This window comes from Shewanella nanhaiensis (genome assembly GCF_019457885.1).
Taxonomy (GTDB): Bacteria; Pseudomonadota; Gammaproteobacteria; order Enterobacterales; family Shewanellaceae; genus Shewanella; species Shewanella nanhaiensis.
Genome location: NZ_JAHZST010000001.1, coordinates 313,642 through 338,306 on the forward strand (window position 1 = coordinate 313,642; position 24,665 = coordinate 338,306).

Annotated in this window: 24 protein-coding genes and 1 other RNA gene; 17 read left to right on the forward strand and 8 right to left on the reverse strand. The window is 43.8% G+C overall.

Translation table 11 applies throughout. The features are described 5' to 3' along the window. Nucleotides 1-94 precede the first annotated feature (94 nt). The 8 genes from dinG to K0625_RS01255 all read left to right on the forward strand — a co-directional run bounded on the left by dinG (nt 95) and on the right by K0625_RS01255 (nt 7,807). On the forward strand, nt 95-2,167 hold the full coding sequence (gene dinG, locus K0625_RS01220; protein WP_220108175.1) for an ATP-dependent DNA helicase DinG: 2,073 nt from the start codon (nt 95-97) through the stop codon (nt 2,165-2,167). Nucleotides 2,168-2,175: 8 nt separating this feature from the next. Then, the gene (locus K0625_RS01225) at nt 2,176-2,946 is read left to right on the forward strand and encodes a sulfite exporter TauE/SafE family protein (RefSeq protein ID WP_220107991.1); all 771 of its coding nucleotides are present in this window, start codon (nt 2,176-2,178) and stop codon (nt 2,944-2,946) included. Continuing rightward, nucleotides 2,943-3,617: a primosomal replication protein gene (locus K0625_RS01230; RefSeq protein WP_220107992.1), complete on the forward strand. Its 675-nt coding sequence runs from the start codon at nt 2,943-2,945 to the stop codon at nt 3,615-3,617. Before K0625_RS01225 ends, K0625_RS01230 begins: the two co-directional genes overlap by 4 nt. 9 nt (nt 3,618-3,626) lie before the next feature. Further along, nucleotides 3,627-4,301: a DUF2057 domain-containing protein gene (locus K0625_RS01235; protein WP_220107993.1), complete on the forward strand. Its 675-nt coding sequence runs from the start codon at nt 3,627-3,629 to the stop codon at nt 4,299-4,301. 257 nt (nt 4,302-4,558) lie between these two features. After that, nucleotides 4,559-4,828: a late competence development ComFB family protein gene (locus K0625_RS01240; RefSeq protein ID WP_220107994.1), complete on the forward strand. Its 270-nt coding sequence runs from the start codon at nt 4,559-4,561 to the stop codon at nt 4,826-4,828. 589 nt (nt 4,829-5,417) lie between these two features. Continuing rightward, entirely contained in the window at nt 5,418-5,993 is a 576-nt protein-coding gene (locus tag K0625_RS01245; protein ID WP_220107995.1) for a hypothetical protein, read from the forward strand. Nucleotides 5,994-6,926: 933 nt separating this feature from the next. Continuing rightward, a complete protein-coding gene (locus K0625_RS01250) occupies nt 6,927-7,583 on the forward strand; it encodes a hypothetical protein (RefSeq protein WP_232846867.1) in 657 nt (218 codons plus the stop codon). A 77-nt stretch (nt 7,584-7,660) separates the two neighbouring features. Continuing rightward, nucleotides 7,661-7,807, forward strand: a complete 147-nt coding sequence (locus K0625_RS01255) for a hypothetical protein (protein ID WP_220107997.1) — start codon at nt 7,661-7,663, stop codon at nt 7,805-7,807. 627 nt (nt 7,808-8,434) lie between these two features. Here the strand turns inward: K0625_RS01255 and ffs are convergent. Further along, nucleotides 8,435-8,531: signal recognition particle sRNA small type (gene ffs, locus K0625_RS01260), an RNA gene on the reverse strand. Nucleotides 8,532-8,688: 157 nt separating this feature from the next. Continuing rightward, entirely contained in the window at nt 8,689-9,012 is a 324-nt protein-coding gene (locus tag K0625_RS01265) for a ComEA family DNA-binding protein (RefSeq protein WP_220107998.1), read from the reverse strand. A gap of 391 nt (nt 9,013-9,403) precedes the next feature. On the opposite strand from K0625_RS01265, the gene K0625_RS01270 reads away from it, so the two are divergent. Beyond that, the gene (locus K0625_RS01270) at nt 9,404-10,798 is read left to right on the forward strand and encodes an SLC13 family permease (RefSeq protein ID WP_220107999.1); all 1,395 of its coding nucleotides are present in this window, start codon (nt 9,404-9,406) and stop codon (nt 10,796-10,798) included. Nucleotides 10,799-10,854: 56 nt separating this feature from the next. Here the strand turns inward: K0625_RS01270 and K0625_RS01275 are convergent, their stop codons facing one another. From K0625_RS01275 to pspA, 6 genes are all read right to left on the reverse strand, one after another. Beyond that, a complete protein-coding gene (locus K0625_RS01275) occupies nt 10,855-12,033 on the reverse strand; it encodes a trans-sulfuration enzyme family protein (RefSeq protein WP_220108000.1) in 1,179 nt (392 codons plus the stop codon). 106 nt (nt 12,034-12,139) lie between these two features. Beyond that, on the reverse strand, nt 12,140-13,237 hold the full coding sequence (locus tag K0625_RS01280; RefSeq protein ID WP_220108001.1) for a TIGR01620 family protein: 1,098 nt from the start codon (nt 13,235-13,237) through the stop codon (nt 12,140-12,142). A 25-nt stretch (nt 13,238-13,262) separates the two neighbouring features. Further along, nucleotides 13,263-14,717 (reverse strand): YcjX family GTP-binding protein, encoded by a 1,455-nt coding sequence (locus tag K0625_RS01285; RefSeq protein WP_220108002.1) that lies wholly within the window; start codon nt 14,715-14,717, stop codon nt 13,263-13,265. 48 nt (nt 14,718-14,765) lie between these two features. Beyond that, on the reverse strand, nt 14,766-15,164 hold the full coding sequence (gene pspC, locus K0625_RS01290) for an envelope stress response membrane protein PspC (RefSeq protein ID WP_012325705.1): 399 nt from the start codon (nt 15,162-15,164) through the stop codon (nt 14,766-14,768). Nucleotides 15,165-15,229: 65 nt separating this feature from the next. Next, a complete protein-coding gene (pspB, locus tag K0625_RS01295; RefSeq protein WP_220108003.1) occupies nt 15,230-15,463 on the reverse strand; it encodes an envelope stress response membrane protein PspB in 234 nt (77 codons plus the stop codon). Between the two features lie 20 nt (nt 15,464-15,483). Next, nucleotides 15,484-16,173: a phage shock protein PspA gene (pspA, locus tag K0625_RS01300; RefSeq protein ID WP_012325707.1), complete on the reverse strand. Its 690-nt coding sequence runs from the start codon at nt 16,171-16,173 to the stop codon at nt 15,484-15,486. A 178-nt stretch (nt 16,174-16,351) separates the two neighbouring features. Between pspA and pspF the strand changes: the two genes are divergently transcribed. From pspF to K0625_RS01340, 8 genes are all read left to right on the forward strand, one after another. Then, nucleotides 16,352-17,425 carry a phage shock protein operon transcriptional activator gene (pspF, locus tag K0625_RS01305; RefSeq protein WP_220108004.1) on the forward strand — a complete coding sequence of 358 codons (1,074 nt, stop codon included), beginning with the start codon at nt 16,352-16,354 and terminating at the stop codon, nt 17,423-17,425. An 85-nt stretch (nt 17,426-17,510) separates the two neighbouring features. Continuing rightward, the gene (locus K0625_RS01310; RefSeq protein ID WP_220108005.1) at nt 17,511-19,154 is read left to right on the forward strand and encodes an ABC transporter substrate-binding protein; all 1,644 of its coding nucleotides are present in this window, start codon (nt 17,511-17,513) and stop codon (nt 19,152-19,154) included. Continuing rightward, nucleotides 19,154-20,185 (forward strand): ABC transporter permease, encoded by a 1,032-nt coding sequence (locus tag K0625_RS01315; RefSeq protein ID WP_220108006.1) that lies wholly within the window; start codon nt 19,154-19,156, stop codon nt 20,183-20,185. Before K0625_RS01310 ends, K0625_RS01315 begins: the two co-directional genes overlap by 1 nt. Then, a complete protein-coding gene (locus K0625_RS01320) occupies nt 20,172-21,062 on the forward strand; it encodes an ABC transporter permease subunit (protein ID WP_220108007.1) in 891 nt (296 codons plus the stop codon). Before K0625_RS01315 ends, K0625_RS01320 begins: the two co-directional genes overlap by 14 nt. A gap of 11 nt (nt 21,063-21,073) precedes the next feature. Continuing rightward, nucleotides 21,074-22,087, forward strand: a complete 1,014-nt coding sequence (locus tag K0625_RS01325) for a peptide ABC transporter ATP-binding protein (protein ID WP_220108008.1) — start codon at nt 21,074-21,076, stop codon at nt 22,085-22,087. Continuing rightward, nucleotides 22,062-22,850, forward strand: coding sequence for a peptide ABC transporter ATP-binding protein (locus K0625_RS01330; RefSeq protein WP_220108009.1), 789 nt, complete (start codon nt 22,062-22,064; stop codon nt 22,848-22,850). Before K0625_RS01325 ends, K0625_RS01330 begins: the two co-directional genes overlap by 26 nt. A 110-nt stretch (nt 22,851-22,960) precedes the next feature. After that, nucleotides 22,961-24,163 carry an enoyl-ACP reductase FabV gene (gene fabV / locus K0625_RS01335; RefSeq protein ID WP_220108010.1) on the forward strand — a complete coding sequence of 401 codons (1,203 nt, stop codon included), beginning with the start codon at nt 22,961-22,963 and terminating at the stop codon, nt 24,161-24,163. Nucleotides 24,164-24,306: 143 nt separating this feature from the next. After that, the gene (locus tag K0625_RS01340; RefSeq protein ID WP_012325715.1) at nt 24,307-24,516 is read left to right on the forward strand and encodes a TOBE domain-containing protein; all 210 of its coding nucleotides are present in this window, start codon (nt 24,307-24,309) and stop codon (nt 24,514-24,516) included. The last annotated feature ends 149 nt before the right edge of the window (nt 24,517-24,665 follow it).

Consider the following 24,665-nt stretch of genomic DNA (forward strand, 5'->3'; position numbering starts at 1 on the left):
TGATCTGTTTAGCTCAATTAATTGAAAATTGAGTAGGTAAGGCTAAGCAATCACTGTTATTATGTACAGCTCTATTTCTCTTCTATGTATGCGCATGTTAACTGCTGATGTAAAAACTCAAATTCGCACTATATATAAAGGTATCGCTGCAGCATTACCTAACTTTCGTTCCAGACGAGAGCAAAACTATATCGTCGCGGAGATCTCAAAAACACTGGCAGGCGAATACGATAAGCAGAGACGAATTATCGTGGTTGAAGCTGGAACCGGGATTGGTAAATCACTGGCCTACATTTTAGGCTCCATTCCGCTAGCGCTAGCCAGCAAAAAAAAGGTCTGTATCGCCACTGCCACCGTTGCGTTGCAAGAGCAGTTGCTGCACAAAGATCTGCCCTTTTTTCTCGCCCAATCTGAATTAGACTTTACCTTTGGCTTAGTCAAAGGTCGACAACGCTATGTCTGCCTCTCCAAATTACAGATGCTGATCGGTGCCGATGATGGCACTCAGATGGCCATGTGGCAAACTAAGCCCGACACCAGCCAAGTAGAGCTGTTGCAAACTCTGTTTAAACAATACCACGAAGGCAAATGGAATGGCGAACGCGATACCTTGCCAGAGCAGCTCCCCGATCATCTTTGGCAACAGATAGCTTGTGATAAACACAGCTGCCATAAACAGCTTGCTAGTCACCGGAACTGTCCTTTCCATAAGGCCCGTGAAGATATCGATACCTGGGATGTGCTCATCGCCAACCACAGTTTACTCTTTGCTGATCTTGAGCTTGGAGGTGGGGTTATCCTGCCAGATCCCGAAGAGCTCTACTATATTATCGACGAAGCCCATCACCTGCCAAAAGTTGCCAGAGATTTCTCCAGTGCCCAATCGACACTAAGAGGCGCTATTGACTGGTTGGAGAAGATAGATAAAACCAGCAGCAAACTGCAGACCCAGATAAAGAGTAACCACATCATCGCGCCCGTACAGGCGATGCATGATCATATTACCGATCTCACTGGCTTACTCAATCAAATTGCCCACTACTGCGACACTCAAACCGCACGATTTGATAACCCAGAGAATCGTTTTCGTTTCGAACATGGAAAACTACCCGATGGCTTACTGAGCCAAGCAGAAAATATCGCCAGCACCTCATCTAAAGCGCTGAAGCAGTTTAATAAGATGCAAAACTTATTGGCCGAGGCGATAAAAGATGGTGAGATAGCCAAACATCAAGCGGAGCAGCTTCTCTCTGAGACAGGCTTCATGCTACAGAGACTTGAGAATCTACAAAAGCTCTGGAAGATGATGGCAAAAGTTGACAACGCCAAAGGCGCGCCGATGGCCCGCTGGATAGAGCTTATCACAGGCAAACAGCTAGATTACCTATTTAACGCCTCTCCTATCGAAGTCGGCTTTATGCTAGAAAAGCTATTATGGGATAAGGCTGCCGGCGTAGTGCTATGTAGTGCAACCTTAAGAGCACTAAACAATTTCGATCATTTTACCCGTCAAGTTGGATTATCCGTCAACGATGGAAGCCGCTTTCTTGCATTAGACTCACCATTTGATTTCGAGCAAAATGCCACCCTGTATCTGCCCAAGATGGACACAGAGCCGACGGATGATAAATACACTGAAGAGCTCGCTAAGCAGATAATCACTCTCATCGATGGTGAGCAAGCAACCTTAGTCCTATTTGCCTCCTACTGGCAGATGGAAAAGGTTGCCGAACTGGTAGAGAGTAAGATTAAAACGGGCTTGCAGATCCAAGGCACCGCCTCGAGACAAGAGATCTTAACCAAGCATAAAAAGCGATGTGACAGCAATGAGCCCAGCATCATTTTTGGTACAGGCAGTTTCTCCGAAGGGTTAGATCTTCCCGGTGACTACCTGACCAACTTGATTATTACTAAGCTTCCCTTCGCCGTCCCGACTTCGCCAGTCGAGCAAGCCCATGCTGAATACATCAAGATAAAAGGGGGAAACCCATTCCTTCAGTTAACTATTCCAGATGCATCACGCAAATTGATACAAAGCTGTGGTAGATTACTACGTAAAGAGCAAGATTATGGACGCATCACCATTTTAGACAGACGACTTGTAAGTAAAAGATACGGAAAATCATTACTCGACGCTCTCCCTCCCTTTCGCCGTGAAATAGAGTAGGACACACTTTGGAGCTACTCTTAGAGCCCAGCACATGGGCCATTCTTGCAGGTATTGGGTTAATTGCTGGGTTTATCGATGCCGTTGCCGGTGGTGGAGGCCTACTCTCTATACCAGCGCTACTGACTTTAGGGATCTCACCCCATCTCGCATTAGGCACCAATAAACTGGCTGCCTGCTTTGGCTCATCCATGGCAGCGTTTACCTACTACAGGCAAAACCTCTTCTCGCCTACACTTTGGTATCAAACTTTTATCGCCACTTTTCTTGGCGCTGTCAGTGGCACCTTTCTGGTTTACTACATAGATAAAGAGTGGCTGGAGAAAGGCTTACCTCTCATTATCATCGCCATCGCCATCTATACCTTGGTCAAACCCAATGCCATGGGATGTAAAGATTACCTCCCGCTTAACAAGTCCGCCTCTATCTTAAAACAGTGGCTACTGGCATTCCCTTTGGGCTTTTATGATGGTTTTGCAGGACCGGGGACAGGGGCATTTTGGACAATCAGCAGCACCAACTATTATCGACAACCACTGCTTTATAGCTGCGGCCTTGCCAGAGCCATGACCTTTGTCAGTAACCTCACTTCATTAGCTATCTTTTTTGCATTAGGGCAAGTTAACCTAATATTAGGCTTGTCTATGGGGCTGTGCATGATGTTAGGCTCATTCATTGGAGCACGCTCCGCGATAAAATTTGGTGTTCAATTTATCCGTCCTGTGTTTATTATTATCGTTCTTCTTATCGCAGTAAAACTAGCTTGGAGTGCCTGGTGACAACAAGTGAACTACTCAAACGCCTAAGAGCTCAACATAAACAGTTGGAGCAGGAGGTGTTGCAGCACGACGCCAAACTCCCCAAAGGGCAGAGACGATTACTGCAAGATACTGAACGCTTTAACGATAGCTTATTTATCCAGACCGGTGCCGAGCTAAAACCTTGTATCGATCAGATCAATAAAAGCATTGAGCAACTTGAGAAATTGATTAAAGGTAAAATATCCGCCAACACCATTCTCTTAAGCTGTGAACGTATTCAAGACCGATTTACCGCCGTTAAACGAGCCCTAGCCACCACCTCTTTGGATGTGAAATCTGCTGAGCATCAAAAACAGATGCGAATAGCTAAAGCTCAACAGAGGCGACGCCAGTCCCACAGTAATAGTGGCTTTGATTGGATAGCAGCAGGCGTGATGCAAAACAGCCATCAACTCTATGAAGAGCTCAATAAGCATCTGAACTGGGTCAAGGCGTTTGAGCAAAAGATTCAAAATTTGCAATCAGAACTCGAATACTGTCATAGTGCTGACAAAATTAAGAAGCAGAATGAGATCCTTCTTGTCCATCGACGTTTAGGTAAATGTCGACAGGCTATTAGTTACATTGAAGAGCGTATCCAGGCGTTTGAACGCCCTCACACGCATACATATAGAAGTTTTAAACGTTAAGGAGCTACAATGAAATCTGTTATGCCCATCACCGCCATCATCGCTCTGCTTGGTTCCTCCTCGGCTCTGGCTGCTAATCTCAATATTCCCATGGCATTTGAATATCTTGCAGTCGATGGGCAAAAAATAGAGTCGAGCTTATTTAGCCATAAGTCAGATATCGAACTTAACAATGGCACCCATAAAATTGCCATCCGTTACCATGATATGGTGCAAGATGATTTCAGTGACGGTGAAAGTTTTGTTAAATCATCTCCCTTCATTGTCACATTAACCGTGGATGGCGATCACCAGTACAGCTTAAAAGCCTCCGACGGTGAAGTCGTTAGAAATCCTCAAAAATTTGCTAAATCACCCAGTGTCGTGATCACTCGAGCCGACTCAGGCAGCGTCGATTATCAAGTAAAGCAGACAAACTTTACCGAAGACTCATTTGTAAATAGCCTCTTCGGTGGCGGTAACGGCCAAGATATCTCTAATGTGGCCAGTGCAGCAACGGGCGGCGTAGTGGCGACCTCCTCTAACATCACTGCCCCAGTGAGCAAGCCCGCTCCAATTGATGCAGTGACTGGCGAGAAGGTCAATGATGCAGAACATGCAGAGCAGATGCTGCAATATTGGTGGTTACATGCAGATCAAAAAACCAGAAAAGAGTTTATGAGCTGGGCCATTCAGCAGCTGTAACCCTAAACAGCGAAAAATACCGCTTCAAATGCCGACAATTTAGTCGGCATTTTTCTTTGCGAATAACCCAAGCAGACTATTAATCAGATTGTTTACCCTAAGTTAGGGGAAATTCTGCCAATCAGGCACTAGAATTATGACTAAGGTACCGTGCATATTTCTTATTGCTGAAAAGTCATTTTGGTAGCACACTAAATTCTGACAAGGTGTCACCCCATCAGAAGCAGCAATGGATAACCAAAATCAGGGAGCATACTATGCAACTAGAGGTTCGAAACTATTACGAAGTGTTGTTAATGGAACTCTTATCGGATGAAGGATTGATCGATGAATTGCCTGAGGAATATTTAGCAGATCTCTGCTGTGTCACCCTCAATCAACTTCCTGTTAGGTACATTCGCCACTTAGTTGATACCCACTTTTTTGAAGATTATGCCGAACTTGAGCAGATGAGATCAGAGATCCAAACAGCATTAGAGAAATCACGCGCCTTTCTCAAGTCTAAGTTAAAGAAAGATGAGAAATAGCCCTCCCAATAACGCGTCAAAATGATTCAAAAAATGAGCCCAATGACTATCAGTAAAGTGATAACAATGGGCTTTTTTTCGCTCATGATCTGAGTATGGCGAGCGAGTCCTCTTTGTACATCAGCTTTTGTGTACATCAAAGTTAGCTGGCCTTCGAATGAAGGCTAATTACATTTTCTTAGTGTTAACTTTTGACTAAATTGTTCTCAGGGTTAATCTTTTTGCCGTCATCCTGAACTCCCTCTTGTTGCTAAAAGTAGGATCCAGCTTGAAGAATTTAGATGAGTTGGTATTTGCAGGTGTGCTTGAAGCTCGTACCTTCATTACTGTTTATTGCCTGCCGCAGGCTTATGTGTAGTTACTTCTGCGAGACACTGTGAATATATCCCTATACGCTCTACGACTTCATCCTTGAAGTCGAAGCTCGCAGCCGCATCTACACTGGTTGATTTACAATAAAGTTACATCTTAGATTTAGCCATTAAATAATTCACTGCAACCCCTTTGTTAATACAGTTCAGCTTCCTTTACAATATAGACAACAATTACTCCCTGCTTTACGCAGTATTACATTTCTTTAGGAGCTACATTGAAAACTAATTTTTGGCAGTACTATCTCTCTATCGAGGAAGATATTGATCGCCTTTTTCGCTATATCGAACCGTCGGAAGACAATTTTAGCACCTATTCGGTAGAGCTAACGCGATTATATTTAGCTATTTGTTCGGAGCTAGATGTTATTTTAAAGGCCTATTGCAAGCTCCTTGACGATGACTCAAAAGCATCAAGGATTAATGAATATGCTGAATTGATAAATGCCTCGAATAAAGATATTAGTACTGCAAGCCTAAATCTTCAAAGGTTTAGGCTTGCAATAACACCATTTTCCGATTGGGAAAAATCGATCACACCTAAGTGGTGGAAGAAGTATAATGGGGTGAAGCATAATCGGGATATTAATTTCCGAGATGCGAATTTAGGTAATGTTCTAAATTCTTTTGCAGGATTGTATTTACTTAACCTTTATTACTACCATGAGCTCAGATCTATTGATTTACGTAAACAGGGCTTCTTTGAACATTTAGAGGAAACGGCATCATCGCTAAAGTCACGCCTAAAAGTTCTAAAGATAAACAGTATTTGGTTTGAATTCCACAAAAGGTAACAAGCCGCTCCAACGTTTAGCAGTTAAAGAGGGGCTACCTAAGCTGGGCTTCTCATTGGGTGTTTTCACTCCTCAGGCCAATGCAAAAAACATCATTCCAGGCCATCATCGAAGAGTTACGGTACATTCGATTGCGATACTTTAGCTAATCATAAGCTTATGAGTTAGAGCCTAAGCTCTAACTATTTTCTACCCAAAAAAAGTTACAAGCTAAAACCTCAATCGAAGAGATAAATAATCAAGTGTAAACGCGGCTGTGACCTTCCGTGACATGGATGTCACGGTAGAGCCCACAGGGATTGTGCTTGCGGCGTGTCACAGGAGTGTTTACACATTAGGCCTGCTGCAAGCAATTAATACATCTAAGGCTATGCTTCTTAGCAAGCTAATCAAATAACAAACCAGCCTAATGAAGCTAGCTTAAAGAATAGTGAAAAGAGTATATAAATTAGGGAAATTGTTCAGAAGGTATTTAGCGTATAACAGTGCAACCAGGTGTATCACTTGAGCTTATTTTGATTTAAATTGAGCTAAGAAATTGATGTACTAGAAGGAGTTTTGGAGGTTCCCCTAGAGCCACACCCCGTGCTCCAGATAGACTATGAGTTGTCCAACAAGAGAGCACTATAGTGTAAAGGTATCAACAGTGCAGGTCTTATTATGGGTATGACCTAAGCATATTGATTAGAGCTTGACGCCTACAAAAAGTTCGTAAAATGGGCAGATACCAGCAAGGGGGTGTGGGGGGAATTGATAATAGCCTTCGTCTAAATACCTATCGTATAAAACCAGATTAAAATGTTAAAACTAGGTCGCTAGTATTCACTTCGAAGGTTATAACTATAAATTTTTTACTATGTTATCATATATTAAATAGCTTAATGACAAACTCCACATATGCCAAATAGTGAACAGAAACACCAAGAGAAGTTGATGAGGTTTCAGCTATACTGCACAACAAGGTCTGAAGCAGATAAAAGCTTACTGACATTGTCTACTGCTGGTCTTGGGCTAATTGTTACTCTTTTAACTGGTGATGAAATCGCAAGTATATTTGAGCTCGTATTATTCATTCTAGGAGCCTTATGTTTTGGTGTATGCATCTTCGCAATCCTAACTATCTTCAATAGAAATGCTGACTACATAGCGCAAAAAGATTCAGATGATAAACAACTTATTAATCTTGACAGTATTGCTAAGTATGCTTTTCGATTAGGAATAGCAATTACAGCTTTAGGGGCGATTACCGTATCAATAAACAATCTTACAAATAACATTAAGGATAAAGCGATAGATGAGTACAAACAGTCAGAACCCCAATCAAAAAAAACCTCAACCACAAAGAACATGGGCACAAGACAGTTGGGAAGGAGCGAACTCAATATTGAAACAGACAGAGAAACCCAAACAACAGAACAACAGCCCAAAGAAGGACGAGAAGAAATGACAAAAGAAAGAATTGAACTTATAAACACCAGTGAGGTGGAGATAAAAAGAAGTTGGGAAGGAGCAAACTCTATCTTAGATACTCCCCCTCAAGAGCAATCAAATGATTCAGGTTCAAGTGACTCAAGCAGTGAAAAAGAGTAATTAAAATAGCTCGCCATTTAATTTTCATGGTGAGTATAAACAAATAGAAAACCTGCCAACACAAGAAGGGGAAAACAATGAAGGACATAAAAGTGGAGTTAGTTGAATCCGAACCAGTAGAAATCAGAAAAAGTTGGGAAGGGGCAAACTCTATCTTAGATACTCCCCCTCAAGAACAATCGAATGATTCAAGCTCAAATGATTCAAGTAGTGAAGAGGACTAATCACTAGCTTCCTTATTCACAACCGAGTCAGAGCCTTTACAAGGCTAACTGGCTCTATCCCTTTCCCATATCTGTCATACGTGATATTCCCTTGCTATGACCAAGCAAAGCCGCTGTGTACTGAACAGGGACACCAGCAGCCTTAAGGGTTGTAGCCACAGAATATATGGGGTCAGTGTAAAATTTATTTGAATACCATATTTACTAATTCCACGGCTTACCTTTAGACCTTTTGCACTAACTGATTAATGCCCAAAAATGAGTTTAACCACTAGGTCTCAAATCGAAGAGATAAACAATCAAGTGTGAACGCGGCTGTGACCTTCCGTGACATGGATGTCACGGCAGAGCCCACAGGGATTGTGCTTGCGGCGTGTCACAGGAGTGTTTACACATTAGGCCTGCTGCAAGCAATTAATACATCTAAGGCTATGCTTCTTAGCAAGCTAATCAAATAACAAACCAGCCTAATGAAGCTAGCTTAAAGAATAGTGAAAAGAGTATATAAATTAGGGAAATTGTTCAGAAGGTATTTAGCGTATAACAGTGCAACCAAGTGTATCACTTGAGCTGATTTTGATTTAAATTGAGCTAAGAAGTTGATGTACTAGAAGGAATTTGGAGGTTCCCCTAGAGCCACACCCCGGCACATGAGTCGCCTGCTGCGGTTGCTCCCTTCCGGGCCTGGCCGAGTTCACAAGTTATCATTGCGGGGGGACCCTAAGGTCACCATTGCTTTCGTCAGGAGTTATCCCTTCGAACGCCGAGCATTATCTACTAACCCCGCCCCGCAATCAAGCCCTTAAACTGCACATAGAGTAAGATAACCGCCAACTGCTGATTCTATAATCAAAATACCCTAGTTAAAGGCTTTTAATGAGCTATAACACGATCAAAGATCTGTTTTTCTCAACCAGTTTGGCACCAATCCCTTTCACCTGCTCAAGCTCATTAACCGCTTTAAAATTACCATTGGCTTGGCGAAATTCAATGATAGCCTTAGCTTTAGCTTCTCCAATCCCCTTTAAGCGCACAAGATCTGCCACCTCTGCCGTATTGATATTAATACTAAGGGATTGAGCTTGGGCTTGAGTCGCTGAGTTTTCAACAGGTGTCGGTGCAGCTTTCGGCTTCTGCCCTGCATTAACGCCTAATGAAACAGATGCAAGAAACAGTAAACCAACAATAGTAATATGATTTTTCATGATATTTCCTTTTAGTTAAATCCATTTAGTATCGCCAACAATCCATTGATCCTTGGCTACCACAAAATGTAGACCAGAGTCTCGATTAGCGCCAATGTTTGACCTTTGAGCTGCAACCACCCAGCACAAGGTGATGTAGATCACAGCTTAAGGTTTTGGGGAAATTTCAGTTTACTGGCTCACTCTCTTTAAAGAGCCACTTTTGGAATTAAATGAGATCGCATTGAGATCATAATCCCACCACCCAAGTCACAAAAATACTGATTAATTTGATCTAAGCCAGAGTTTTGTCACTTGCGAACAGTCATTAAATCACCATCAAAATTGTTTTGTCGATATCGCACATTCGGCTAATGTTGCGGCACTAATAATAATGATAAAGGCCTGAACAATGTCGATAGAACAAACCGATGATGCTTTGATAGCATCAACATCTGATAACACACATAGAAAGAAACTACTGATCCTATTCGCCGATATCCTGCTATTTTTTCTACTCTATAATTTTCTCCCGTTCGATGAGGGAGTCAACACTGGCTTCTCAGTGTTAATCTTTATCGCGATCCTCTGGCTGACCGAAGCTATCCATATCAGTATCACCGCCATATTAGTCCCCATCTTAGCGGTGACGTTAGGGGTCTTTGAAACAAAAACGGCAATGAGTAACTTTGCTAACCCCATTATCTACCTCTTCTTTGGCGGTTTTGTGCTCGCAGCCGCTCTCAACCATCAAGGGATCGATAAGTTAATTGCTCAAAAGGTGTTAACGGCCTCCAAAGGAAAACTCAGCCTCGCCTGTATGTTTTTGTTTGGGATCACTGCGCTGCTCTCAATGTGGATAAGCAACACAGCAACAGCGGCGATGATGCTGCCTCTTGCTTTAGGTATATTGCAGCAGCTCGACTTTAAGGAGCATAAGAGCACTTATCTATTTATGCTGTTAGGGATCGCCTATTCAGCCAACATCGGCGGTATAGGCACACTAGTTGGCAGTCCGCCAAACGCCATCGCCGCCGCTCAGGTTGGACTGAGTTTCAGCGACTGGCTTGAGTTTGGTTTGATAACTGTCGCGCTTATGCTACCCAGCATGCTGATAGCCCTTTACCTTTTTCTAAGACCCAATTTAAGTGTGATTTGTGAGCTAACTAAATCGGACGCTAAACTCAACTATCAAGGAAAGTTAACCCTATTAATCTTTATCTCGACGGTATGTTGCTGGATTTTCAGTAAGCCACTTTCACAAGCTCTGGGAGGTATTCCTCAATTTGATACCATCGTCGCCTTAGGCGCTGTGGTTCTGCTGGCTGGACTTGGCCTTGTTGAGTGGAAAAAGATTGAACGCACCACAGATTGGGGCGTGTTGATCCTCTTTGGCGGTGGCTTGACCTTAAGTGCCATCTTAAAAGCGACGGGAACCAGTGTGTTTCTCGCCCATTGGGTGACAGATATTTTTGGTAATACTCATATGGCACTGTTTACCTTTGCTGTTATCTTTTTTGTCATCATGCTCACTGAATTTGCCAGCAATACCGCCAGTGCCGCGCTACTCGTGCCCGTTTTTGCTGCCATTGCAGAAGCGTTAGGTCTCTCTCCGGTAATGCTTTCGGTATTAATCGGTATCGCAGCCTCCTGCGCCTTTATGCTTCCTGTTGCCACCCCACCTAACGCCATCGTGTATGGCTCTGGATTTATTAAGCAATCGGAGATGATGCGCGCAGGTGTGATAATCAACTTTGTCAGCATGTTTGTGCTTTATATCATCGCTCACACCTTCTGGAGCTTTTAACTATTTGCCATAAAAAAACCGCGCTCAAAAGCGCGGTTTTTTATAAAAGATGTTGGCTATACCAAGGTCAAAGCCTGCTCTAAGTCACTTATCAAGTCTTCTACAGACTCCAGTCCCACAGATATTCGCAGTAAGCTCTCGCCAATACCAGCAAGCTCCCTCTCCTCCTCTGAGTATGGAGAGTGAGTCATTGAAGCCGGATGTTGAATAAGAGATTCAGCATCGCCTAAGCTAACGGCAATAGAAAATAGCGTTAAGCTGTTAATAAATTGCAAGGATTGCTCCATGCCGCCATTAAGCTCGAATGCAATGACTCCACCCGCTCTTTTCATCTGAGTGCCAAGCAGTGGATAACCACTATGCCCCTCAAGGCCTGGATAATAAACTTTAGTCACTTTTTCATGATTTAGCAGGTAATGCGCCAAGCGCTCAGCATTATCACAATGTCTGGTTAATCTTACATCTAGCGTCTTGAGACCGCGTAATATCAGCCAAGCATCATGGGGAGATAACACCCCGCCTAAATCCTTCACGGTTTCATATTTAATCTGTTCTATCTGCTCATTGCTACCGCATATCACCCCAGCAATCACATCGCCATGACCATTAAGGTACTTGGTCGCACTATGAACAACGATATCGATCCCATGGGCTAGAGGTTGCTGTAACAGAGGGGTCATAAAGGTGTTATCGACGATACTCACTAACTTGTTTGCTTGAGCAATCTTTGCGATCGCATCTAAGTCAAATACGTCCAAATGGGGGTTTACCGGGGTTTCACAAAACAGCACCTTAGTTGTGGGTTTAATCGCTTCTTTAATGGCGGACAGATCATTAAAGTCGACTAAGGTCACCTCGATGCCAAATCGTAAAAATTGCGCTGTCATCAGGGAAAAAGTACAACCATATACAGCCTTAGAGGCCACAAGATGATCGCCATGCTGCAGATTGGCCAACAACGCAGATGACACTGCAGCCATGCCCGACGCTGTCGCAACTGCGGCCTCAGCACCTTCAAGTGATGCCATCTTACGTTCTAGTTCTGCCGTGGTTGGATTACCTAAGCGGGTATAGATATAACCAGGTTGATCTCCGGCGAATCTCTCACCTCCCTGTTCAGCACTATCAAAAACAAAAGTCGCACTTTGGCATAAAGGGGTTACCAGTGCGCCAGAACTACTTCTCATATGTCCTGCATGGATCACTTTTGTGGCTAATTTCCATTTGTCTTGCATAAATCTCTCCGAGGTCAACATTCGCGGTTAGTTTTATAATTGATGCGAATGTATAACTAACCTTGAACCGTATCGGCCCTTTGAGTAAACCTAACAGACAAATTAATCAATCGTGCTTTGTAAAATCTTTGTTACGAATAGGCTCTTTTGTCATTATCCCGGATGAGAACTCTTTGAGCTCTAATAGCAACTCCTTATGGATACCAGAGAGTTTTGGCCTTGCCCCCTCTTTAAATGAGATAGGACGACAAAGCGCCATAGCCTGATAGCCTAATCTAGCTGTCAACAAGCCGCCTCCGAGCCCTTGAGCTAACCGCGCCGACAGTTTTCCAGTCATCTCAACCGACAGTAACTGAGTGCCGAGATCGGTCGCCACCTCACTCGCTCCTGCATAGATAATATTGACGATTACGCCGCGTATCAGCTTAATACGGCTCCAGTAACCAAGCTCTATTCCATAGCACTGGGCAATCTTATAGATCATACGTTGGTTTCGCCAAAGGATTACCGCCATATCCAATACCGCAAGTGGGCTAGCTGCCAATAATAGCGCTGACTCTTGGGCATAGCGTCGCACGAGCTTCTTGGCTTTTAGATCCCTATCAGATAAAACCAGATCATCAAATAAGATGAGCTTTTCTGCATCATTATGCTCATCTCGTACAGAGGCAAGATAAGGCTCAAGCGAGGCTTCACTGGGCAACTTGTCTATCAAGCGGTTAATAAACTTATCCGCTTCACCGGACTGTAAGCTTTGAGATAAGCGATCGCCAACTTGCTGACTCTCCTCCACAGATTTAAGCCTGACAAGTTTACGCCACTCACTTAGCGCGATATTGCCCGCCCATAAAACCACCACAGAGATAACACTAAAATACAAACCAAATAACCAAGGGCTCTCTACCCAAGCCGCTCTCAGCTCTAACAGAGTTTCGATAACGATAAGTAGACCGACTCCAATACAAGAGAGCTTAGCGAGCAAAGACCAAGGCTTTCTTCGCTTAACTTTAGCCTGTGTTGTGCCAAGTTTGTCATCAATCACAGCCCCAATATCATCATCGCTGTTAACGGGCTCGGTTATCACCTCTGGTATAAACTGCAGCTCTTTTTCATCAAAATGTTGAGCACCACGTAGCTGAGGCTCAGCCTCTTGGGCATGAGCATCAAAACGTTGAGATTTTTTTAAACTGGTTTCATCTTTCATCTGGACTCTCAGTGGAGACAAAGCGTTATCTTAATTTGTCACCCAAAATGTATTGTAAAAGGTGATCTAGCCTAATATGGCTAAAATCGGCTCCCTCGGTTTCAGCTTCGATGAGCGGAGGAGCAAACTGCATAAAGTCAAAACCTTGAGTATCCCAAAACTCACTTTTAGGTAGGTTTCTAGGAACTTCGCCAGGATATAAGGTAACAGGCTCTCCTGTAGACAGCGCTCGTCCATGAACAACTTCAACCTCAGTGCTCCCCGATTTGACCATGGCATGTTTGGTGGCTTTAATCGCGCTGATTGCCATCACCTCAACATCACAGCCCTCAAACTTGGCTTGCTTCTGGCTCTGCTTAACCAATTGAGTGAGCAGCGAAAGCACATTACCTTGTTGATCCCGAGTGATATGATCCACCTTGCTCGCAGCAAACAGTAACTTATCTATTCTCGGAGAGAACAGGCGCTTTAATAGGTTAGACTGACCAAACTTAAAGCTCTCCATGATGCCGTTAAGGGCCTGAGTCATATCATCAAACTGCGCTTTGCCTCTATTTAAAGGGGTAAAACAATCCACCAAAAGAATTTGGCGGTCAAACTTGGCAAAGTACTCCCTATAAAAGGGCGTGATCACTTTGGCTTTGTACTCATCGAAGCGTTTCATCAGCACATGATAAGCTGAGTCTACATCATCTTTCTCGCGCTCAGCGAGCACGCTGTCAGATAGACCAAATAGGGGAAAAAAGGCCAATACTGGTGCATCGGCTAACTCACCGGGAAGTAACATTCTGCCGGGCTGAGCATAATAAAACCCGTGATTATTGACACTGTCTAAAAGCAGCTGCTGATACATAGCTGCTATCTGTTTTAACTCAGCCTCATCGGCTTTAGCCGAGAGTTTGAGTCCAGCAAGTGCTTCTGAGAAAGCGGGATAATAGCTTGAGCGCTTTAACACGTGTTCACGTTGACTCTGCCCCACTGACCACTGATGGTATGTCTGCTTTAACATAGGCAAGTCCAGTAGCCACTCACCAGGGTAATCAACAATATCAAGATAGAGCGTGGCACTATCGGTCAATTTAGCCAATATGCCCTTTTCGGGCTGGTAGCGTATCGCGAGTCTTAATTCACTGATACTTCGTGTAGACGCTGGCCAATGTGGTGGAGAAGATCTTAATGCACTCATCGCCTGTTCATAATCGAAACTTGCGACGGTTAAATCTGGTTGTAGGTCCCGCTTAACACCATATAAGCGTGCTTCACGGCTCACCTGCCATAGAGGTAATTGGTTACTCTCCCCAATCACACCTGAGTTTAACAGCTGATCTACAAGCCCAGTGATAAAAGCCGTTTTACCTGCACCAGATAGGCCTGTAACAGCAAGACGTATGTGTCTGTCTGAGGTTCTATGGGCAAGGGCTTTTGTGGTGTGGGAAACTTTTTTGCTTAACTTAGAAAAAGAGCGATTAATACGACTCATAAACACTTCTTAAAGTTATCTGGGCGGAGAGTCCGCCCATTGGAGTGATTAAAGATTATTGATCTCTTGTTTAAGATCGAAGTTATCAGATGTAACGTGGCGTTCCAACTTTTGAAGTCTAGTTTCTAGCGCTCTAAAGTTTTCACTCACATCACGAAGTGCCATCTTTGCAGGCTCTCCCGCTTGCCAAACCTTCTTCTTAATCTCGATATCTTTTTTCACTTTCGCATCTGACTTCTCAGTACCGGGTTTCGCATCCAATATTACCCACAATAAGATGTAGATGAATAATACTGGACCGCCTCCCCCTAAAAGGAAAATCGATGCAGCTGCGACACGGACCAGCCAAGTTTCGAAATTAAAGTAGTCGGCTATTCCTGCACAGACACCGGCAACTTTACCTGACTGGGGGATACGATATAGGGTGCGGCCATCTGCTTTACTCATTTTCATTCCTCCAATTATGTTGCGTTTCAACGTTTGGGTTTTGCAGTGATGTTGTAACCTGACGGTTACTCATCACGCGTCCTCCATTGAGGGGCTTCTGTGTCTAAAATCGCTTCCAATGTTTCAATACGTTGAGCCATTTTATCAGCTCTCGTGATTAGCTCATTTAACTGTGTATACTCTTCTTCAGTAAGTCCCTGGCTCACTTGACGCTTACTACGATAGTGAAGTATCAGCCATATGGGAGCCACAAATATTAGAAAGATAATAATTGGGGCCATTAAAATATCCATGTTCATAACTCACCTCTGAATGGTTACTATTTTGTTTTTGTTTTCGCTTTTGATTTGTTAGCACTCACTTTAGCTTTTAAGGCTTCAAGCTCAGCAGATACTGAATCCTCAGCTTCTAAAGCGGCAAACTCATCATTCAGATTTTTCTGGTTGCCTAAGTCATAAGCATCCACTTGAGACTCTAAGCTTTCAACACGACGCTCATACTGCTCAAACTTGTTCATCGCATTATCAATCTTGCTCGAATCAAGTTGCTTCTTCACCTCTAAACGTGAACTCGCAGTCTGCTTGCGCATAATGATAGTCTTTTGACGAGCCTTAGCATCAGCTAACTTCTCCTGTAGCAAGTTAACCTCATCTTTAAGACGGGTGATCTGCTCCTCAACAACCACTAACTCTTGAGTTAATGTTGCAGCCAACTCAGTGGCTTTCTGCTTTTCAATTAACGCTGCTTTTGCCAAATCTTCACGATCTTTTGATAAGGCTAGCTCAGCTTTGCTCTGCCAATCTTGAACTTGCTCCTGTACTTTAGCGATACGACGAAGTAGCTCTTTTTTCTCAGCGAGTACCTTAGCTGAAGTAGAACGAACCTCCACCAAAGTGTCTTCCATCTCTTGAATAATCAGACGTACCATTTTTTCTGGATCTTCAGCCTTATCAAGTAGTGAGCTGATGTTTGAATTAATGATATCTGCGAAGCGAGAGAAAATTCCCATAATACTGTCCTCAAAATTAATGTTGGTTTCGTAGATAGTAATTCACTTTCTGTGCCAACTTTTCATAATTTATAAAATACAATAACTTAAGCAATATATTAACTTTTTCTTTCTTTTATTAACAGGGGGACTTATTATTATTTTCACCAACTATTAGCGTGAAAGACTAAAACTTACTGTGGCAAATCAATTTCAGCAAGATAATCTTATCGGTCAATCGAATGCTCTATTAGAAGTATTGGAGCATGTCTCTCAAATTGCACCTCTTTCTAAGCCTGTGCTTATTATTGGGGAACGCGGTACAGGTAAAGAGCTAATCGCAGAGCGTCTGCACTATTTATCTAAGCGTTGGGATCAAAATTTTATTAAGCTCAACTGCTCCTCCCTAAGTGAAAACTTACTCGAAAGTGAACTTTTTGGCCACGATGCTGGTGCATTTACCGGCGCGAGTAAAAAACATGAAGGCCGTTTTGAGCGTGCCAATGGCGGTACCCTGTTTCTTGATGAGCTCGCCAATACCTCAGGTTTAATCCAAGAGAAGCTACTTCGTGTCATTGAATATGGTGAGTTTGAGCGAGTTGGCGGCAGTAAAACCGTACAAACAGATGTCAGACTTATCTGTGCTGCCAATGAAGATCTGCCCTCTTTAGCTGAGGCCGGTGAATTTCGTGCAGATCTACTCGACCGCTTAGCTTTCGATGTGATCACCTTGCCACCATTGAGACACCGTACCGAAGATATCAAACCATTGGCCGAATATTTTGCCATCGGCATGGCTAGACAGCTTAAACTTGAACTGTTTGAAGGTTTCAGCCCTAATGCGATGCAGCAACTGACGGACTATGCGTGGCCTGGTAATATTCGTGAACTGAAAAACGTGGTTGAGCGAAGTGTTTATCGTAATGCAGACTCTGATTCGGCAATCGAAAATATCATTCTCGATCCTTTCGCTTCTCCCTATCGTCCAACTAAAAGAGTGAAAACCATAGAGAGGCAGCAGCCAACAGCAAGTGTTGAAGCTAATGGCGTAAAATCTGAGCCCAGTACCAACACACCACAAACATGCTCAACATTACCTCCTCTGTTTCCCATCGACTTTAAAGAACATTGCGAAGGCTTAGAGATCACCTTACTTAAGCAAGCACTGGAAGCTGGCCAATACAATCAAAAGAAAACTGCCGAGCTATTGGGGTTAAGTTATCACCAACTTAGAGGTATTTTAAAGAAATATAACCTATTGGATAAGGCGTGATTGGCTTTTATAGCATAAGCACATTGCTCATCTGTTGGCAGCACTGTTAAAATGATCACTTAAGTCCAGAATAAATGAATATTTGATGAGAATGCTGATAAAGCGTCTATCGGGATACGCCACACTCACTTGCTTGGTGATACTTGCAGCAGGGTGTGGGCCCAAAAAAGTTCCGCCTGGTTTGGTCTATTGCTCTGAGGGAAACCCAGAGTCTTTTAATCCTCAGTTAGTGACCTCTGGGACCACTGTTGACGCTACATCACAGCAGATCTATAGCAGTCTAATCGATTACGATGGTAAATCTGCTCAAATTGTCCCCTCATTAGCGAGTAGATGGCAAATTAGTGATGATGAGCTCACCTACACGTTCACACTAAGAGACAACGTCAGTTTTCACCAATCTAGCACCTTTACACCTACACGGTATTTTAATGCCGATGATGTGCTATTTTCTTTTAATCGCATTATCGATCCTCTGCACCCTTTTCACCTTGTTTCCAAAACGGGTTACCCCTTTTTTCAAAGTATCGGCTTTGACAAGCAGATCAACCAAATCGAAAAAATATCCGATAATGAAGTCGCTTTTCACCTAAACACCCCAGATGCTTCATTCCTCTCTAATCTCGCTTCAGGTTTTGCCGTGATCCTTTCACAGGAATATGCAGAAGTACTGGCAAAACGCGAACAGAAAGCGCAAATAGATAGGTTGCCTATTGGCACTGGGCCATTTCAACTCAACAAATATGTTAAGAATGAGTATATTCGTTACCACAGAAATGAGCAGTATTGGCGAGCCTTGCCAAAATCAGAGCTGCTGGTCTTTGATATCACTCCTAAGAGTACCTCTAGGTTAGCAAAACTTATCACAGGTGATTGCAGCGTATCGGCGCTACCTAAAGCCGGAGAGCTTGAGGTTGTTTTGGCTCATGATGAGTTAGAGATAGATTCTCAACCTGGTTTTAACGTCGCTTTTTGGGCTTTTAATACCCAAAAACCTCCTTTCGACGACATGAGAGTCAGGCGCGCCTTGGCCCATGCCGTCGATAGAGAAAATATTCTGCGCGCCGTGTATCAAAAAACAGCAGTTAAGGCGACAGGACTTCTGCCTCCCATGTCTTGGGCGTATTCGGAAAATAAGCCCATTATCAATTATGATCCTCAAGAAGCGAGACGTTTACTCAAAGAGGCGGGGATCACTGAGCTAACCATCGATATTTGGGCGATGCCTGTTGCCCGAATTTATAACCCTAATGCCCTAAAAGCTGCAGAGTTAATCCAAGCCGATCTGGCCAATATCGATGTAGAAGTGAATATCATCAGTTATGACTGGAGTGTATTTAATCAAAAGCTAAGCCAACGTGATTATGATTCTGTGCTCATTGGCTGGACCGCAGATAATAGCGATCCTGACAACTTCTTCACCCCTATTTTGAGCTGTGCATCTGTCACATCCAGTAGTAATCGCTCCCGTTGGTGTCACCCTGATCTGGACCTAATCTTAGCTCAAGCGCGGGCAACGACGGATAGGGAGGAGCGAAAAAATTTCTATCAAGCCGCTGAAGCCATTTTTGCCTCAAAACTTCCCATGTTGCCCCTCGCTCACGCAACTAAACTCGCCTTTAAGCATAAAGGTGTCAATGAGATGAAATTGACCCCATTTGGTGGGATCTCATTTACCGGTACAGAGACAAGCGAAACCACAACAACACAAGAAGAGGCATTACAATAATGGCCCGTTATCTTTTAAGAAGACTCAACCTCTTTCTTGCGACCTCATTGGTTCTGTTTGCCGTTCTGTTTATTGTCACCAGTCAGTTCCCCGTTGAGCAGAGGTTCGCCCTCACCGGAATTCAGTCTCCAAGTGCTGAGCAGATAGCCCAAATAGAAGCGGACTACAAATTAAACAGTGGTAAATTCAATCAATTTATCGCTTACCTGCAGCAAAGACTTGGCGGAAACCTTGGTATCTCAGCCACCTCACAGCGACCTGTTGCAGATGAATTAGCCTCAGTATTACCTGCCTCATTTGAGCTAGCAGCTGTAGCAGGTTTTTTAGCACTGGCATTTGGTTTACCACTTGGGATTTTGGCATCGCTTAGTCGACATAAAGTCACTCAACATACCATCATGGCCATCACATTAACGGGCTACTCTATCCCAGTGTTCTGGCTCGGGCTCACCCTCTCCTTGTGGTTTGGCGTTCAGTTGGGCTGGCTACCTATTTCAGGTAGGCTAAATCTGCTCTATGAGATAGAACCCGTCACCGGCTTTATTCTTATTGATACCTTAATATCCAGCTCTCCCTACAGCACCTCGGCTTTTCTTGATGCCCTGCTGCACATTATTTTGCCCGCAGTGACACTGGCTGTCTTGCCCTTTACGGTTGTAGTTAGGATCACCCGTGCCGCCATGATTTCCATTATGGAGCAAACCTATATTAAAGCTGCAGAGGCCAGAGGATTACACACCTCACGAATTGTCCTGCGTCATGCTCTGCCCAATGCATTGATCCCTGTGATAAAAAACCTAGGGTTAATGCTAGGCACATTTGCCAGCTACGCCATTGTGGTAGAGGTGATCTTCTCATGGCCTGGTGTGGGCGCTTGGTTAGTTTCGGGGATTTATCAACGTGACTACACCGCAATACAAGGAGGTGTGCTTGCCGTGGCATTAATCATCATCTTCTTAAGCATTATGATAGAAGTCTTACACACGACCATGAACCCCTTGAGCAGGAAAGAACTTTATGCCTCAAATTAAGATCTATCAGGGAGATGAGATCCCCTCCCCCATGCTCAAGATCTGGCATACTTTTGCAGATAACCCCTTTGCATTTGCAGGTTTATGGGCTGTTGTGGGTTTCCTGTTACTGGCAGTCTTTGGCCCGTTTATTGCGCCCTACTCACCTGAACACCAAGATCCCCATGCGCTACTTCTAGCGCCATCTTGGGATCCTGCAGGAACAGTCGAACATTTTCTTGGAACGGATGATCTAGGTAGGGATATCTTTAGCCGGCTACTCCATGGCGCCCACCTCACCTTCGGTGTGGCATTGGCAATTGTATTGACCTCACTGGTACTTGGTTTCATCATAGGTTCAATCTCCGGCATGATGAAGGGGCTAAAGTCGAGTATTTTGAGCCATCTGCTCGATGCTTTACTCTCTATTCCCTCTCTGTTAATGGCCATCTTAGTTGTGGCTGTTATGGGGCCGGGCCTTAATAATGTATTTTGGGCGGTGGGGATCGCACTCACCCCTCAGTTTGTCCGTGCCATACATCAAGCGATACATGAAGAGCTTCAAAAAGAGTATGTCAAAGCGGCAAAACTTGATGGCGCTAACCCCATTCAGATATTTTGGTATGTCATCATGCCTAATGTCTGGGATACGGTTATCATCCAAACCACATTAGGGATCTCTGCGGCGATATTGGATATTGCTGCGCTAGGCTTTCTAAATTTAGGGGCTCAAGCACCGAGTCCTGAGTGGGGCGCTATGGTGTCTCAGGGAATGGATAATATTTTAACTGCGCCTTGGACTGTGACAATTCCAGGTGTGGCCATTCTATGTAGCGTTCTTGCGATTAATTTAGTCGGTGACGGCTTACGGTCGGCACTGTCGCCGATCAATAACTAACTCTTAACATTATGCCTTTACTCGATATAAGAAACTTAACCATAGAGCTCGACACCCCTCACGGTCGTGTTAAAGCCCTTGAACGAGTCAGCCTAACTATTAATCCAGCTGAGGTACATGGACTCGTTGGTGAATCAGGATCAGGCCGTAGCCTACTGGCTCGCGCTATTTTAGGGATCCCCGGACATAACTGGAGCATTACTGCCGACCGTATGATGTGGGATGGGCGTAATCTACTGGAGATGAGTCCAAAACAGCGCCGTAACTTAATGGGGGGCGAGATATCCATGATATTTCAAGACCCATCGAGTAGCCTAGATCCTGTGATAAGTATCGGCGATCAGCTCATTGAGGCGATGCCATCCCATCAGAATATTCCATTTTGGCGCAGAGGCAAAAAGAGAAAGCAAACAGCCGAGAAATGGCTGCACAAGGTAGGCATTAAAAACACTGACAGAGTGATGTCCAGCTATGCATGGGAACTGTCTGAAGGTGAGTGCCAGAAAGTCATGATTGCGATGGCTGTCGCCAATCAACCCCGCTTACTCATCGCAGATGAACCAACAAACTCGATGGAAGTACAGACTCAAGCCCAGATCTTCAGGCTCTTGAGTAAACTCAATCAACTTCAGGGGGTATCAATACTGCTCATCAGTCATGAGTTAGAGACACTCTCTATGTGGTGCGATCAACTCTCAGTGATGTATTGTGGCCAGATAATGGAATCAGGCCCCACATCTGAGATAGTTGAGCGCCCTTTTCACCCCTATACAAAAACACTCTTGGACAATATTCCAAACTATTCAGGCACCATGACTCACAAGAGTATGATGCCTACTCTACCGGGATCGGCGCCAGCCTTACAACATCTCCCTATCGGATGTCGGCTAGGTCCTAGGTGTCCTGAAGCACAAAAAAAATGTGTGAATAAGCCCAATTTATGTCACAAAAAGAACCGCTATTTCGCATGCCATTTTCCGTATCATGAAGAGCAATGTAATGACGACTCCACTCCTTCAAGTTAACGAGTTAAGTAAGCGTTTTGATACTGGCTACAGAAGATTCAAGCGAACCTATAATCAAGCCTTGCACCCAGTATCATTTGTCTTAAACAAAGGCGAGACCTTAGCTGTTGTGGGCGAAGCTGGCTCAGGAAAAAGCACACTGGCGCGTATTCTTGTGGGCGCAGAGGATAGAACAACTGGCGATATCTTATTTGAAGGAGAAGCCTTAGAGTTAAGAAACCTCAAGCAGAGATGTAAGTTAATCAGGATGATTTTCCAAGATCCTAACACCTCACTAAACCCCAGATTAACCATAGGTGAACTGCTTGATGAGCCACTTAAATTCAATACCAGTCTTGACGTCAAAGAGCGAAAAGCTCAGGTAATAGACAGACTAAGAAAGGTGGGGTTACTACCTGAACATGCGGAGTTTTATCCTCATATGATCTCTGAGGGGATGAAACAGCGTGTCGCTGTTGCCCGGGCTCTTATGCTCAACCCTAAAATAATCATTGCCGATGAGGCCTTAACTGCACTCGATCTTTCGGTCCGTTCACAAATACTTAATTTACTACTGAAACTCCAAAAAGAGATGGGACTTTCCTATATTTTTGTTTCCCATAACCTCAATATTATTAAACATTTCAGTGATAAAATAATGGTATTACACAAGGGTGAGATGGTTGAAAAAGCCACCACAGAGGATCTGTTTAATTCACCACAACATGAATACACACAACGGCTTATTCAAGAGCAAGATCTACTTAACCATAAGCGGGGCTAATAGTATAACTGCTCCAACCACTCGCTATTTCAGGATTTTTAATCAAAAAAAAGTGCCTTTTACCCTTTGATTAATTATCCTATCGTCACTTTTTTAAGAGAAGCAGAAAAATGATAATCAAACCTAAAACACGTGGCTTTATCTGTACCACCACTCACCCTGTTGGTTGTGAAGCTAATGTACTCGAACAGATCAATACAACTAAAGCAAAAGGTCCGATTACCAATGGCCCTAAAAAAGTATTAGTTATCGGTTCTTCTAGTGGCTATGGTCTATCTTCACGTATTGCTGCCGCCTTTGGCAGTGGCGCTGCAACTCTTGGTGTCTTTTTTGAAAAGCCAGGCACTGAGAAAAAGCCTGGCACAGCAGGCTGGTATAACTCAGCCGCATTCGACAAGTTTGCAAAAGCAGATGGCCTTTACTCTAAAAGCATCAATGGTGATGCATTTAGCCATGAAGCTAAACAGAAAGCGATCGATCTGATAAAAGCTGACCTTGGTCAAATCGACATGGTTGTCTACTCACTTGCCTCTCCTGTACGTAAGCTACCAGACTCTGGTGAGCTTATTCGCTCATCACTTAAGCCTATTGGTGAAACCTACACAGCAACAGCCGTAGATACCAATAAAGACCTAATTATTGAAACCAGTGTTGAGCCTGCAAGCGAGCAAGAGATCCAAGACACTGTCACCGTAATGGGTGGAGAGGATTGGGAATTATGGTTAGCGGCGCTATCTGATGCTGGTGTACTGGCCGACGGCTGTAAAACTGTCGCTTACAGCTATATCGGTACCGAACTCACTTGGCCTATCTACTGGCATGGCGCGCTTGGTAAAGCCAAAATGGATCTAGATCGCGCAGCTAAAGCACTGGATGAGAAGCTATCTACAACAGGTGGTAGCGCTAATGTTGCAGTACTCAAGAGCGTCGTCACCCAAGCAAGCTCTGCTATCCCAGTGATGCCTCTGTATATCGCAATGGTGTTTAAGAAGATGCGTGAAGAGGGTCTACACGAAGGCTGTATGGAGCAGATAAACCGCATGTTTGCAGAGCGCTTATACCGTGAAGACGGTCAAGCACCTCAAGTGGACGATGCGAACCGTCTTCGCCTTGACGATTGGGAGCTTCGAGAGGAGATCCAGCAGCACTGCCGTGACTTGTGGCCATCAGTAACAACAGAAAACTTAAGCGAGCTCACCGACTATCGTGAGTATAAGGAAGAGTTTCTGAAGCTATTTGGTTTTGGTGTCGCAGGTGTTGATTATGATGCCGATGTTAACCCAGAAGTTAACTTTGACGTTGAACAGTTTTAAAAACACCCAAATAAGCTGTACAAAATAAAAACTAAGGTGCGTTACTTCAAAAAGTAGCGCATTTTTTTTATTTTAAATTCCTAATTTGAAAGTAATAATCTAAAATCCGCGCTTCTTAATTATGCCAATAAAGGTTATAAAAAATGAAAATTAGTGCACGCAATTCATTGAACGGAAAAATCAAATCAATCGCTGAAGGTTCTGTGAACAATGAAGTGGTTATTGAACTTGCACCAGGTGTAGAGATCACTTCAGTAGTGACTAAAGCATCATGTGAAAGTTTAGGTCTTGTTGTTGGTGGCAGCGCTTACGCTATCATCAAGGCAAGCAACGTAATGGTTGCTGTAGATTAACAATAACAAGCGTTATTGCTTTTAAATGCAATATACTAAAAGGTATATTGCATTATCTCCCCCCACTAACCGGCCCCTAACCCAGTCTTCATAATAGTCCTCAGCTCAAACAAGATAAGCCACACAGCTCCGCTTACCCTTTCCTTACT

What these genes read in the sequence shown, in the direction of transcription:
- dinG (WP_220108175.1), top strand. Translation starts at nt 95, where the DNA reads ATGTTAACTGCTGATGTAAAAACTCAAATTCGCACTATATATAAAGGT.
- K0625_RS01235 (WP_220107993.1), top strand. Translation starts at nt 3,627, where the DNA reads ATGAAATCTGTTATGCCCATCACCGCCATCATCGCTCTGCTTGGTTCC.
- K0625_RS01240 (WP_220107994.1), top strand. Translation starts at nt 4,559, where the DNA reads ATGCAACTAGAGGTTCGAAACTATTACGAAGTGTTGTTAATGGAACTC.
- K0625_RS01250 (WP_232846867.1), top strand. Translation starts at nt 6,927, where the DNA reads ATGAGGTTTCAGCTATACTGCACAACAAGGTCTGAAGCAGATAAAAGC.
- K0625_RS01255 (WP_220107997.1), top strand. Translation starts at nt 7,661, where the DNA reads ATGAAGGACATAAAAGTGGAGTTAGTTGAATCCGAACCAGTAGAAATC.
- K0625_RS01265 (WP_220107998.1), bottom strand. Translation starts at nt 9,012, where the DNA reads ATGAAAAATCATATTACTATTGTTGGTTTACTGTTTCTTGCATCTGTT.
- K0625_RS01270 (WP_220107999.1), top strand. Translation starts at nt 9,404, where the DNA reads ATGTCGATAGAACAAACCGATGATGCTTTGATAGCATCAACATCTGAT.
- K0625_RS01275 (WP_220108000.1), bottom strand. Translation starts at nt 12,033, where the DNA reads ATGCAAGACAAATGGAAATTAGCCACAAAAGTGATCCATGCAGGACAT.
- K0625_RS01280 (WP_220108001.1), bottom strand. Translation starts at nt 13,237, where the DNA reads ATGAAAGATGAAACCAGTTTAAAAAAATCTCAACGTTTTGATGCTCAT.
- K0625_RS01285 (WP_220108002.1), bottom strand. Translation starts at nt 14,717, where the DNA reads ATGAGTCGTATTAATCGCTCTTTTTCTAAGTTAAGCAAAAAAGTTTCC.
- pspC (WP_012325705.1), bottom strand. Translation starts at nt 15,164, where the DNA reads ATGAGTAAAGCAGATGGCCGCACCCTATATCGTATCCCCCAGTCAGGT.
- pspB (WP_220108003.1), bottom strand. Translation starts at nt 15,463, where the DNA reads ATGAACATGGATATTTTAATGGCCCCAATTATTATCTTTCTAATATTT.
- pspA (WP_012325707.1), bottom strand. Translation starts at nt 16,173, where the DNA reads ATGGGAATTTTCTCTCGCTTCGCAGATATCATTAATTCAAACATCAGC.
- K0625_RS01310 (WP_220108005.1), top strand. Translation starts at nt 17,511, where the DNA reads ATGAGAATGCTGATAAAGCGTCTATCGGGATACGCCACACTCACTTGC.
- K0625_RS01315 (WP_220108006.1), top strand. Translation starts at nt 19,154, where the DNA reads ATGGCCCGTTATCTTTTAAGAAGACTCAACCTCTTTCTTGCGACCTCA.
- K0625_RS01320 (WP_220108007.1), top strand. Translation starts at nt 20,172, where the DNA reads ATGCCTCAAATTAAGATCTATCAGGGAGATGAGATCCCCTCCCCCATG.
- K0625_RS01325 (WP_220108008.1), top strand. Translation starts at nt 21,074, where the DNA reads ATGCCTTTACTCGATATAAGAAACTTAACCATAGAGCTCGACACCCCT.
- K0625_RS01330 (WP_220108009.1), top strand. Translation starts at nt 22,062, where the DNA reads ATGACGACTCCACTCCTTCAAGTTAACGAGTTAAGTAAGCGTTTTGAT.
- fabV (WP_220108010.1), top strand. Translation starts at nt 22,961, where the DNA reads ATGATAATCAAACCTAAAACACGTGGCTTTATCTGTACCACCACTCAC.
- K0625_RS01340 (WP_012325715.1), top strand. Translation starts at nt 24,307, where the DNA reads ATGAAAATTAGTGCACGCAATTCATTGAACGGAAAAATCAAATCAATC.